Here is an 11,720-nt window from a genome sequence, read left to right as displayed (position 1 = left end):
TCCCTACTTTGTTGGGGTGCCGACGGGTTGCTGCAACTGCGCTTTCCAGCGCTCAAGATTGCTCTGCAGCGCGGTTTCCGCCAGACCGGACGCGGGCAATTCTGTCATCTTTTTGGCGAGCTGTCCGCGCAACCACGGATCGTTGCAGGCGGAGTTGTGGGAAATGGCCAGGTACAGGCCCGGCTGGTCGATGGGGATTTCCCGCGCCACCAGGTCGTTGCTCATGCCCAGGGTCTGGGCCATGGCCATGCCGGAATAACGTCCGGCGAGTACGTAGTCCACTTCCCCCAGCAGCAGCTTCTGGAACGCCGGGGTCAGGCTGGGCAAGCGTTGCAAGGTCAGTTGCTCGGCGGCCAAGGTTTCAAAGTCGCGGCTCAGGCGCGCCCTTTCCGACACCGCGCCCTTGTGGCCCTGCAGGTCGCTGGCCTGGCTGTAGGCCAGGGAGGAATCCTTGCGGGTCCAGACCAGATAATCGGTTTGCACCAATGCCGGGTGGATGTAGTCGAGGGAGTCCAGGGCGTCGAGGGTCAATGGCGCGTCGGCGAGGATGTCCATGCGCCCGCTGCGCACTTCTTCCAGCGCCAGGGAACGTTTGCCGCCGTACAGCAGGTCGATTTTCACCCCGAGGTCCTTGGCCACTTGCTGCAGCATGTCGGCGGTGGCGCCGATCAAGTGCGTGGGGTCCTGGGGATCACGCCACAGATAAGGCGGTGCGTCCGGGCTGCCGGTGATCACCAGGCGATCACATTTGCCAGCCGCCAGCGACACCGCCGGCAGCAGTGACAGGGCCAGCAGTACAGTCCAGGAACGCAATTCCATGGCAGGGTTCTCCAGTTGAAAAATTACCGGGCAAAAAAAAGCCCGGTCAAAAGACCGGGCTCTTTATAAGTGAAGCGGCTGGATTAGACCAGCTTCTCCAACTCGGGTACGGCTTCGAACAAGTCCGCCACCAGGCCGTAATCAGCCACCTGGAAGATCGGTGCTTCTTCGTCCTTGTTGATCGCAACGATCACCTTGGAGTCTTTCATACCGGCCAAGTGCTGGATCGCGCCGGAGATACCGACGGCGATGTACAGCTGTGGCGCAACGATCTTGCCGGTCTGGCCGACCTGCATGTCGTTCGGTACAAAACCTGCGTCGACGGCTGCGCGGGAAGCGCCGACCGCAGCGCCCAGCTTGTCGGCCAGGGCGTACAGGTGCTTGAAGTTGTCGCCGTTCTGCATGCCGCGGCCGCCGGAAACGACGATCTTGGCAGCGGTCAGTTCCGGACGATCGGACTTGGCCAGCTCTTCGCCAACGAAGCTGGAAGTGCCAGCGTCGTGGGCAGCGGCCACAGCTTCAACCGCAGCCGAACCACCTTCAGCTGCAACCGGGTCGAAACCGGTGGCACGCACGGTGATGACTTTTACCGACGCAGTGGACTGCACGGTAGCGATGGCGTTACCGGCATAGATCGGACGCTTGAAGGTGTCGGCGCTTTCTACCGAAACGATCTCGGAGATCTGGTCAACGTCCAGTTGCGCAGCAACGCGCGGCAGGATGTTTTTGCCGTTGGAGGTGGCGGCAGCCAGGATGTGGCTGTAGCCAGCGCCCAGCTCTGCTACCAGCGGCGCAACGTTTTCCGGCAATTGGTGAGCGTAGGCTGCGTTATCGGCAACCAGTACTTTGCTCACGCCAGCGATTTTGGCAGCGGCCTCAGCCACGGCACCAACGTTTTGGCCAGCGACCAGGACGTGGATATCACCACCGATTTTGGCGGCGGCGGCGACAGTGTTCAGGGTGGCCGGAGCCACGACCTTGTTGTCGTGTTCTGCGATTACCAAGATAGTCATGGTTAGATTACCTTCGCTTCGTTTTTCAGTTTCTCGACCAGTTCAGCCACCGACTTGACCTTGATGCCCGCGCTGCGTGCAGCCGGCGCTTCGACTTTTACGGTCTTGTTGGTGGAGGCGGTGGAAACGCCCAAAGCATCCGGAGTCAGCACTTCGAGAGGCTTCTTCTTGGCTTTCATGATGTTTGGCAGGGACGCGTAGCGCGGCTCGTTCAAACGCAGGTCGGTGGTGACGATGGCTGGCAGTTTCAGGGAAACCGTTTGCGCGCCGCCGTCGATTTCGCGGGTCACGGCAACCTTGTCGCCGCTCACTTCGACTTTCGAGGCAAAGGTGCCCTGACCGTAACCGGTCAGTGCAGCCAGCATCTGGCCAGTCTGGTTGTTGTCGCTGTCGATGGCTTGTTTGCCGAGGATCACCAGCGATGGCTGTTCCTTGTCGACAACGGCTTTCAACAACTTGGCAACGGCCAGGGAAGTCAGCTCTTCAGCGGATTCGACGAGGATGGCGCGATCGGCACCCAGCGCCAGGGCGGTACGCAGCTGCTCTTGAGCAGTGGTCGGACCGATGGAAACGACGACGATTTCAGTCGCAACGCCTTTCTCTTTCAGGCGTACGGCTTCTTCCACGGCGATTTCGCAGAAAGGGTTCATCGACATCTTGACGTTAGCGAGGTCGACGCCGGAATTGTCCGCCTTGACGCGAACTTTCACGTTGTAATCGACAACGCGTTTGACAGCTACAAGAACCTTCATGGATTCCTCGTTACTCTCCGGTGAAAAGAAAGTCGCCTAGGCGAACCTGGCGGTTTGATGCTCATCGGCACACAAGGGCACCTCCAAAAACACCGGCAATTGTCGCCGGGGGACCTTGCTCACGGGAGTGATGACCGTTCGTCAGCGGTGACTGAGAGGTCATTCATTATCGTGGCGTGTAAACTGCGCGCCATCGTGGCTCGCGCGTCACCCTTATTTGCCTTCAGCCTGTCTTTCGAGGTGGCCTTGAAACCCACAGTCTGCCTACGGGATGCGCAAAACCGACCGTATATTGACCGGAACGCCTATTCCGGTCAATACGCCAAAATGGTCAGTTATAAGCCGCGTTGCTTTGATTTACCTAGCTTGCGGGCAATTCAAACAAACGTTTGTATTGGACGCTGAGAGTGGTGTAGATATAATGCGCCACCTAGAGAGAAAGGTGGGTCGTCCCCTGCCCTTTGCATGAGATTGATGCAGGCATTGTGGGACGGATCACCGAACCTCCACCCATTAGAAAAAAAAGCCGTTGAGCCTTGAGTAGGAGATAGCCTGTGGAACGCGAATACATGGAATTCGACGTGGTCATCGTCGGCGCTGGCCCGGCAGGCCTGTCTGCCGCCTGCCGATTGAAGCAGAAGGCCGCCGAAGCCGGTAAGGAAATCAGCGTCTGCGTGGTCGAAAAAGGCTCCGAAGTCGGCGCTCATATCCTGTCCGGTGCCGTGTTTGAACCCCGTGCCCTGAACGAACTGTTCCCGGACTGGAAAGAACTCGGTGCACCGCTCAACACCCCTGTTGTGCGTGATGACATCTATGTACTGCGCTCCAGCGAAGCTTCCACCAAAGTGCCTGACTTCTTTGTGCCCAAGACCATGCACAACGAAGGCAACTACATTATTTCCCTGGGCAACCTGTGTCGCTGGCTCGCCCAGCAGGCCGAAAACCTGGGTGTGGAAGTCTACCCAGGCTTCGCCGCCCAGGAAGCGCTGTTCGACGAAAACGGCGTGGTGCGCGGGATCATCACCGGTGACCTGGGCGTCGACCGTGAAGGCAACCCGAAAGAAGGCGTCTACACCCCGGGCATGGAACTGCGTGGCAAGTACACGCTGTTCGCCGAAGGTTGCCGTGGCCACATCGGCAAGCAACTAATCCAGCGCTTCAACCTGGACAGCGACGCCGACGCCCAGCACTACGGCATCGGCCTGAAGGAAATCTGGGAAATCGACCCTGCCAAACACCAGCCAGGCCTGGTAGTGCACACCGCCGGTTGGCCGCTGGACATCATGAGCGCCGAGAACACCGGCGGTTCGTTCCTCTATCACCTGGAAAACAACCAGGTGGTCGTCGGCCTGATCGTCGACCTGTCCTACAGCAACACCTTCCTGTCGCCATTCGACGAGTTCCAGCGCCTCAAGCATCACCCCGTGCTGGCCCAGTACCTGGAAGGCGGCAAACGCATCAGCTACGGCGCCCGTGCCATCTGCAAAGGCGGCCTGAACTCGCTGCCGAAAATGGTGTTCAAGGGCGGCGCGCTGATCGGCTGCGACCTGGGCACCCTGAACTTCGCCAAGATCAAGGGCAGCCACACCGCTATGAAGTCCGGCATGCTCGCCGCTGACGCCGTGGCTGACCGCCTGTTCGCCGAATCCGAAGGCGGTGACGAACTGACCGCTTACGTCGACAGCTTCAAGAACAGCTGGCTCTACGAAGAACTGTTCGCCAGCCGTAACTTCGGCCCGGCGATGCACAAGTTCGGCCCGATCATTGGTGCCGGCTTCAACTGGTTCGACCAGAACATCCTCGGCGGCAAAATGCCGTTTACCCTGCACGATACCAAGCCGGACTACGCCTGCCTCAAGCTGGCCAAGGACAGCAAGAAGATCGACTACCCGAAACCCGACGGCAAGCTGAGCTTCGACAAGCTGAGTTCGGTGTTCATCTCCGGTACCAACCACGAAGAAGAACAACCGTGCCACCTGAAGCTGAAAGACCCGAGCATCCCGATCGGCACCAACCTGCCGCTTTACGATGAACCGGCGCAGCGCTACTGCCCGGCCGGCGTGTATGAAGTGATCACCAAGGAAGACGGCGAGAAGCGCTTCCAGATCAACGCCCAGAACTGCGTGCACTGCAAGACCTGTGACATCAAGGACCCTTCGCAGAACATTACGTGGGTGACGCCGGAAGGTGCGGGTGGGCCGACTTACCCGAATATGTAAATCCGCTGCTTGAACAGAAGGCTCCCAAATGGGGGCCTTTTTTGTAGCCCAGAAAAAGACCCATCGACTCGGTCAAATGTGGGAGCGGGCTTGCTCGCGAAAGCGGTGTATCAGTCACAGATGTTTTGGCTGAACCACCGCTTTCGCGAGCAAGCCCGCTCCCACATTTTTGACCGAATTGTGCCCGGGAGAGTTATGCCGCCCGCTCATCCCCAGGGCTGCGCTCGAAGTAGCGCTTGTATTCCCGGCTAAACTGCGACGTGCTCTGATACCCCACACTATGGGCCGCCTGCGCCACGCCCATGCCTTCCACCAGCAGCAACTGCTGCGCCTTGAGCAGCCGCAGACGCTTGAGGTACTGCACCGGCGACAACAGCGTGCAGCGCTTGAAGTGTTCGTGGAAGGTCGACGCGCTCATGTGCGCATAACCCGCCAACGTCTCGATATTCAGCGGCTCGGCGTAATGGGCATGCAGGTGATTCAACGAAGTCGCCACCCGCGAAAACTGCCCCTGCTGCTCCACCAGCGCGCGCAACACATCCGCCTGTGGCCCGCGCAATGCGGTGAACAATAATTCCCGCACCCGCGCCGGACCCATGATCCGGCTCTCCAGCGGATCGTGCAGGCACTGCAACAGGCGTTCGACACAGCCGCGCATGGCGTCGTCCAGCACCACCGAACTCATCGACTCCAACGTTTGCGCCGCTGGCGGTGGCCCGCTCTGGATCCCCATCGCCATCACCAGCTCACCCAGCACCACCCGATCAATGCCCACCGTCACCCCCAACAGCGGTGCATTCGGCATGGCAAAAGTCTCGCATTCGAACGGCACCGGCATCGCCTGGATCAGGTAATGCCCCGCGCCGTACTCCAGGGTACGCGGGCCCAGGTACGCGACCTTGCTGCCCTGGGCGACGATCATCAGGCTCGGTTCATAAATCTGCGGGCCCCGCGCCACATCGCAACTGGCACGCAATACCTGCACGCCCGGGAGGTTCGTGGGCGAGAACCCATCACGGGGTGTCAGGGGTTCGATCAAGGCAACCAACGCGGCATTGGCATCGACATGGCGGGTCAACAACATGGCAAAAACTTCGCGAAAAAGGGGATGAGACCATCATCGCAGGTCTGGCGCCACAACGATCCAATCCAGGTGCACTCCCGGACGAATAGGCATGAGACTCGGAGCAATCGCCATGGCCGCACCCAGGCACGGCGCGGAGAATGCGCCACCTCACCTGTTACTGCACCTGCGAGGTTTCTCCATGTACACCGCCATCGGTTATGCCGCTCAATCGGCCACCACTCCCCTCGCCCCCATGTCCTTCGAACGCCGTAGCCCGCGCGCCGATGACGTGGCGATCGAAATTCTCTACTGCGGCGTCTGCCACTCCGACATCCACCAGGCACGCAACGAATGGGGCATCGCCGTGTACCCGCTGATGCCGGGCCACGAGATCGTCGGTAAAGTCACCGCCGTCGGCGCCAGCGTCACCGCGCACAAAGTCGGTGACCTGGTGGGTGTTGGCTGCATGGTCGACTCCTGCCGTCACTGCGACGCCTGCCACGCGGACCTCGAGCAATACTGCCTCGAAGGCCCGACCATGACCTACGCCACCCCGGACCGGGTCGACGGCAGCAACACCATGGGCGGCTACTCCGACAGCATCGTGGTCAGCGAGCACTTCGTGGTGAAGATCCCGGCCAAGCTCGACCTGGCCAGCGCCGCGCCGATCCTCTGCGCCGGCATCACCACCTACTCGCCGCTCAAGCACTACGGCGTGAAGGCTGGCGACAAGGTTGGCGTTCTGGGCATGGGTGGTTTGGGCCATATGGGCATCAAGTTCGCCAAGGCCATGGGCGCGGAAGTGACGCTGTTCACCCGCTCCGCGAGCAAGGCTGAAGAAGGCCGTCGCCAGGGCGCCGACCACGTGATCGTGTCCACCGACGAAGCCCAGATGAAAGCCGCTGCCGGGCATTTCGACTTCCTGCTGGACACCATCCCGGTGCAGCACGACTTGAATCCCTACCTCGACGTACTGCGCTTTGACGGCGTGCACATCCTGGTAGGTTTGATCGAGCCGGTCGACCCGCCCGTCAACGCTGCCAAGCTGGTGCTGGGCCGCAAGGTGCTGGCCGGTTCGTTGATCGGTGGGATTGCCGAAACCCAGGAAGTCCTGGATTTCTGCGCCGAGCACGGCATCACCTGCGACATCGAGATGCTCGACATCCGCCAGATCAACGAAGCCTACACCCGCATGATTGCCGGTGATGTGAAGTACCGCTTCGTGATCGACATGGCGACCCTGAAGGCCTGATCATGATCGTTCCCACGCTCTGCGTGGGAACGCATGCTGTGACGCTCTGCGTCACCGTTGCGCAGGGCTCAAGTCCTGCTGGACGCGGAGCGTCCGAAGCGGCATTCCCACGCGGAGCATGGGAACGATCACGGCCTGATCAGGCCTTCGCGCCCAACTCCGCTGACAGCCGTGCTGCGACCTGTTTGATCACAGGGATCAGCTCGGCCATTTTCTCCAGCGGCATGTAGGGCACGGTACTGGCGATGCTGATGCCGGCGACGATTCGCCGGCTGGCATCGCGCACCGGTGCCGCGACACAACGGATCGACGGTTCGTTGTCTTCCAGATCGAATGCATAACCGCCCGCCACGTATTCCTGCATGCGCTGTTCAAACTGCGCCCAGGATTGCTCGGGGTGCTGCGGCCACTGCAGATTCTTCCCGCCCGTCGGCAAGCTGACCTGATACAGGCGCTGCCACTCTTCCACGCTGTCATCCAGCAACAACGCCTTGCCGATCCCGGTGCGCGCCAGCGGCATGCGATGGCCGACGCGCGAGCGCATTTCCGGGCCGTTGCGGCCAGGGTTCTTGTGCAGGTACAGCACGTCGTCGTATTCGCGGATAGCCAGGTGGATGGTATCGCCGGTCAACGCCGACAACTCGTCCAGATACGGCACTGCCAGGCTGACCAAAGGCAGTTCTTCACGGGCCTGGAAACCCAGCTCGATCAATTTGGGGCCCAGCAGATAACCGACTTGCGGCACTACGCGCAGGTAGCGTTCTTCCACCAGGCAACTGGCCAGGCGGTGAGTGGTGCTGCGGGTGGTGCCGATGCGCTTGGCGATTTCCTTCAGATCCCGCGCACCGGCCGCCACTGCCTGCACCACGCCCAGGCCACGAAGCAGGGTTTGAGTGCCGGTGGGCGCGGCTTCTTTGACGGGAGTTTGGGCGTTTTCCTGCATATCGGGCCTATTGGGAAGTACGAAAACGGCGAGCATTATGGCAAATGCGGACCAGCAAAACAGAGGAGATCAAAATGTGGGAGCGGGCTTGCTCGCGAAGGCGGTTTTCCAGTTAATGCATACGCTGACTGACACACCGTTTTCGCGAGCAAGCCCGCTCCCACATTGGTCGTGTGGCGCCCTTTTTATCGCTGTTTCATGCGGTCGATGATCACCGCCAGCAACAGGATCGAGCCGCGAATCACGTATTGGTAGAAGGTGTCGATGTTCTTCAGGTTCATCGCGTTCTCGATGATCGCCAGAATCAGCACCCCGGCAATCACATGCCGGATCATCCCGATCCCGCCGCTCAGCGACACCCCGCCCAGCACGCACGCCGAGATCACCGTCAACTCGAACCCCTGGCCAATCATCGGTTGCCCCGAGGTCATCCGCGACGCCAGGATCACCCCGGCCAACGCGCCGATTACCCCGTGCACGGCAAAGATGATGATCTTGGTGCGGTCGACATTCACCCCGGCCAACAGCGCCGCTTCCTGGTTGCCGCCGATGGCCATGGTGTTGCGCCCGTAGGTGGTGTAGTTCAGCAACCAGCCAAAAAACACAAAGCACAGCACGGTGATGACGATTGGCACCGGCACGCCAAACAGCTGGCCGTTACCAAAGACGAAGAAGTTTTCGTCCATCACGCCGACCGCCTTGCCGTTGGAAAAGATATACGCCAGCCCACGCACGATCTGCATCGTCGCCAGCGTCGTGATCAACGCGTTGATCCGCAGCTTGGCGATCACGATGCCGTTGATCAGCCCCACCACCAGGCCCATGGCCAACGCCGCCGACACGCCGAAGAACACGCTGTCGGTGTCGCGAATCACGATCCCCGCCACCACGCCCGAACAGGCGATCACCGAACCCACCGACAAGTCGAAGTGCCCCGACGCCAGGCAAAACAGCATGGTGCAGGCCGCAATCCCCACAGTGGAAATCGCCAGCCCCAGGCCACGCATGTTCAGCGGCGAGAGGAAGTTGTCGATGAAGATGGCGCTGAGCACAAAGATGCTCAAGGCCGCCAGCAGCATGACCCAATCATCGAGAAACTTGCGCTGGTTGAACCCCGGCCAGAAGCTTCTTGCAGTTTTTACCTGTGACATACCCACCTCGTATTCTTCAGTCCCGCGTACGCGGAAGAGCCAGTTGCAGCAGCCGTGCTTCGTCCGCTTGATCGCGGGTCAATTCGCCGGTCAGGGCGCCTTCGCTCATCACCAGGATGCGGTCGGAGATGCCCATCACTTCCATCAGGTCGCTGGACACCACGATCACCGCGATGCCACTGGCCGCCAGGTTGTGAATGATCTGGTAGATCTCCGACTTGGCACCGATATCGATGCCGCGGGTCGGCTCGTCCAGCAGCAACACTTTCATCGGCATCGACAACCAGCGGCCGAGAATCGCCTTCTGCTGATTGCCGCCCGACAGGAACAGAATCGGCTGGTCCGCCGACGGCGTGCGCACGTTCAGCGCGCTGATCTGCCGCTGGGCGTTGCTGCGTTCCCAGCCGCCCTGGATCAGCCAGCCGAAGCGCGCATGGTCACGCCGCGCACTGATATTGATGTTCTCCGCAACACTCGCGCGGGGCACTATGCCTTCCTTCTTGCGGTCCTCGGGGCAGAGCAACACCCCCGCCGCAATCGCATCCCGTGGTGTCTTGAACGTCTGCGCCTGGCCATGCAGCACCAGGGTCCCCTGGGTGCTGCGGGACAGCCCGGCGAGCAGGCGCAACAACTCTGTGCGCCCGGCCCCCACCAGGCCGAACAGCCCGAGAATCTCGCCCTTGTTCACCTGCAGGCTCACCGGTTCCTGCAACCCCGGCCCGAGCAAACCTTCGACTCGCAGCGCTTCACCGCAGTGCTCGCGCGGCCTGTAGTCGTAGATATCCTGGATATCGCGCCCGACCATGCAGTTGACCAGTTGGTCGACGTTCAACTGCGTCATGTCCTCGAACGTGCGCACGAAGCGCCCGTCCTTGAACACCGTCACCGCATCGCAGATACGGAACACTTCTTCCATGCGGTGCGACACGTAGAGGATCACCCGGCCTTCATCCCGCAGTCGGGCGATGATCACCATCAGCCGCTCGATCTCACGGGCCGAGAGGCTGCTGGTGGGTTCGTCGAACGCAATCACATGGGCGTTGCGCGACATGGCCTTGGCGATTTCCACCAGTTGCCGCTGGCCGAGGGACAGGCTGCCCAGGCGCATGTTCGGATCGATTTCATCCGCCAGGCCCTTGAGCAGTTCCCGTGCCTTGCGCACCATCGCGCCGCGATTGACCACGCCAAAGCGCGACGGCATATGCCCCAGCAGCAGGTTCTCGGCGACGGTCATTTCCGGCACCAGTTGCAGCTCCTGGTGAATCACTGCGATGCCGCTGGCGATGCTGTCGGCCGCCGACTTGAAACTTACGCTGCGTTCGCCCAACTGCAAGCTGCCACTGTTGGGCGGATAAAAACCGCCGAGGATTTTCAGCAAGGTCGACTTGCCCGCGCCGTTCTCGCCCATCAGCGCATGCACCGAATGGGGCCGCGCTTCAAAGCTGATCTGCGCCAGGGCCTTCACCCCGGGAAACTCCTTGCCGATGCCGTTGAAGCGCAGGCTCTCTGCAGCGGCGCTGTTCATTTCCACAGACCGATCTTGCTCAACTCTTCCTTGAAGTTGGCGCGGGTGATCAGGGTCACGTTATCCAGTGCGGTGAACTTGGCAGGCTCAGTGCCTTTGGTCACCCACTCGAACATCGAGGTCGCAGTTTTATAGCCGGACGCATCGGGGCTGAGCAGCATCGAGCCGTAGAAACCGGTGTCGGATTTCTTCAGTTCTTCGATGGCGTCGGTGCCGTTGATGCCCACGCCAATCACGTTTGTGGCCTTGAAGCCGGCGCTTTCGGTGGCGCGTACGCCGCCCAGTACGGTGCTGTCGTTCATGCCGCCAATCAGCAGGTTTTTCGCGCCGCTGGGCAGTTTCACCAGGGCCGAGTTGGTGGAGTCCATGGCGCCCGGCACGTCGAGGGTTTTCTGCGCGGTGAACAGGATATGGTCAACCGGCAGGCCGGCGGCCTTGAGGCCTTCTACCGAACCGTCGGTGCGCTTCTTGCCGGTTTCCAGCTCGTCGAAGGTATTGATGACGGCGTAGGTGTCCTTCCAGTCCCAGTTGCGATGCTTGGCTTCGGTGGCCATGGCTTCGCCTTGTTTCTGGCCGATCTTGTAGGCGTCCAGGCCGACGTAAGGCACGTCTTCCATGGGCTTGCCCTTGGCGTCGACGAAGCGGTCGTCTACCGCCAGCACTTTGAGGTTATTCAGCTTGGCCTTGGCCATGATCGCAGGGCCCAGGGACACGTCCGGCGGGCAGATCACGAAACCCTTGGCGCCGTTGGCGGCCAGGGTATCGATGGCGGACAGGGTTTTCTCGCCGTCGGGCACGGCGATCTTGATCACGGTGAAACCATGGTCCTTGCCGGCTTTTTCAGCGAAGGCCCATTCGGTCTGGAACCAGGGCTCTTCCGCCTGCTTGACCAGGAAGCCGATCTTTACTTCTTCGGCAGAGGCCAGGCCGCTGAGCGCCATCGTGAGGGCAAGGGTGCCTAGTGTTTTCTTGAGCATGAA

Annotated in this window: 10 protein-coding genes; 2 read left to right on the top strand and 8 right to left on the bottom strand. The window is 60.9% G+C overall.

What is annotated here, in order from left to right:
- Positions 1–3 precede the first annotated feature (3 nt).
- The 3 genes from HX815_RS01195 to HX815_RS01185 form a co-directional block, all read right to left on the bottom strand.
- On the bottom strand, positions 4–819 hold the full coding sequence (locus tag HX815_RS01195; RefSeq protein WP_177027703.1) for an ABC transporter substrate-binding protein: 816 nt from the start codon (positions 817–819) through the stop codon (positions 4–6).
- Between the two features lie 83 nt (positions 820–902).
- Positions 903–1,832 (bottom strand): electron transfer flavoprotein subunit alpha/FixB family protein, encoded by a 930-nt coding sequence (locus HX815_RS01190; protein ID WP_004371223.1) that lies wholly within the window; start codon positions 1,830–1,832, stop codon positions 903–905.
- Between the two features lie 2 nt (positions 1,833–1,834).
- Positions 1,835–2,584, bottom strand: coding sequence for an electron transfer flavoprotein subunit beta/FixA family protein (locus HX815_RS01185; protein ID WP_004371224.1), 750 nt, complete (start codon positions 2,582–2,584; stop codon positions 1,835–1,837).
- A 554-nt stretch (positions 2,585–3,138) separates the two neighbouring features.
- Here HX815_RS01185 and HX815_RS01180 point away from each other — a divergent pair.
- Positions 3,139–4,803, top strand: a complete 1,665-nt coding sequence (locus HX815_RS01180) for an electron transfer flavoprotein-ubiquinone oxidoreductase (protein WP_008434918.1) — start codon at positions 3,139–3,141, stop codon at positions 4,801–4,803.
- Positions 4,804–4,996: 193 nt separating this feature from the next.
- Here HX815_RS01180 and HX815_RS01175 read toward each other — a convergent pair whose 3' ends face one another.
- Positions 4,997–5,887 carry an AraC family transcriptional regulator gene (locus HX815_RS01175; protein WP_004371227.1) on the bottom strand — a complete coding sequence of 297 codons (891 nt, stop codon included), beginning with the start codon at positions 5,885–5,887 and terminating at the stop codon, positions 4,997–4,999.
- Positions 5,888–6,068: 181 nt separating this feature from the next.
- Here HX815_RS01175 and HX815_RS01170 point away from each other — a divergent pair, with 181 nt between their 5' ends.
- Positions 6,069–7,121, top strand: coding sequence for an NAD(P)-dependent alcohol dehydrogenase (locus HX815_RS01170; protein ID WP_004371228.1), 1,053 nt, complete (start codon positions 6,069–6,071; stop codon positions 7,119–7,121).
- Positions 7,122–7,260: 139 nt separating this feature from the next.
- Here HX815_RS01170 and HX815_RS01165 read toward each other — a convergent pair whose 3' ends face one another.
- The 4 genes from HX815_RS01165 to HX815_RS01150 all read right to left on the bottom strand — a co-directional run bounded on the left by HX815_RS01165 (position 7,261) and on the right by HX815_RS01150 (position 11,717).
- Positions 7,261–8,064 carry an IclR family transcriptional regulator gene (locus HX815_RS01165; RefSeq protein WP_004371229.1) on the bottom strand — a complete coding sequence of 268 codons (804 nt, stop codon included), beginning with the start codon at positions 8,062–8,064 and terminating at the stop codon, positions 7,261–7,263.
- 185 nt (positions 8,065–8,249) lie between these two features.
- On the bottom strand, positions 8,250–9,215 hold the full coding sequence (araH, locus tag HX815_RS01160; protein ID WP_004371231.1) for an L-arabinose ABC transporter permease AraH: 966 nt from the start codon (positions 9,213–9,215) through the stop codon (positions 8,250–8,252).
- A gap of 16 nt (positions 9,216–9,231) precedes the next feature.
- Positions 9,232–10,740 (bottom strand): L-arabinose ABC transporter ATP-binding protein AraG, encoded by a 1,509-nt coding sequence (araG, locus tag HX815_RS01155; RefSeq protein ID WP_177027702.1) that lies wholly within the window; start codon positions 10,738–10,740, stop codon positions 9,232–9,234.
- Positions 10,737–11,717, bottom strand: a complete 981-nt coding sequence (locus HX815_RS01150) for a substrate-binding domain-containing protein (RefSeq protein ID WP_008434927.1) — start codon at positions 11,715–11,717, stop codon at positions 10,737–10,739. Before HX815_RS01150 ends, araG begins: the two co-directional genes overlap by 4 nt.
- Positions 11,718–11,720: the final 3 nt, after the last annotated feature.

This window comes from Pseudomonas sp. E6002 (genome assembly GCF_013385565.1).
Taxonomy (GTDB): Bacteria; Pseudomonadota; Gammaproteobacteria; order Pseudomonadales; family Pseudomonadaceae; genus Aquipseudomonas.
Note: the sequence above shows the minus strand (reverse complement) of the source record. Positions and strands in the feature narration are given on the sequence as shown.

Bases quoted from the DNA above. Each gene is read 5' to 3' on its own strand.
- araG (WP_177027702.1), bottom strand. From the start codon at position 10,740: ATGAACAGCGCCGCTGCAGAGAGCCTGCGCTTCAACGGCATCGGCAAG.
- HX815_RS01175 (WP_004371227.1), bottom strand. From the start codon at position 5,887: ATGTTGTTGACCCGCCATGTCGATGCCAATGCCGCGTTGGTTGCCTTG.
- HX815_RS01195 (WP_177027703.1), bottom strand. From the start codon at position 819: ATGGAATTGCGTTCCTGGACTGTACTGCTGGCCCTGTCACTGCTGCCG.
- HX815_RS01190 (WP_004371223.1), bottom strand. From the start codon at position 1,832: ATGACTATCTTGGTAATCGCAGAACACGACAACAAGGTCGTGGCTCCG.
- HX815_RS01150 (WP_008434927.1), bottom strand. From the start codon at position 11,717: ATGCTCAAGAAAACACTAGGCACCCTTGCCCTCACGATGGCGCTCAGC.
- araH (WP_004371231.1), bottom strand. From the start codon at position 9,215: ATGTCACAGGTAAAAACTGCAAGAAGCTTCTGGCCGGGGTTCAACCAG.
- HX815_RS01170 (WP_004371228.1), top strand. From the start codon at position 6,069: ATGTACACCGCCATCGGTTATGCCGCTCAATCGGCCACCACTCCCCTC.
- HX815_RS01165 (WP_004371229.1), bottom strand. From the start codon at position 8,064: ATGCAGGAAAACGCCCAAACTCCCGTCAAAGAAGCCGCGCCCACCGGC.
- HX815_RS01185 (WP_004371224.1), bottom strand. From the start codon at position 2,584: ATGAAGGTTCTTGTAGCTGTCAAACGCGTTGTCGATTACAACGTGAAA.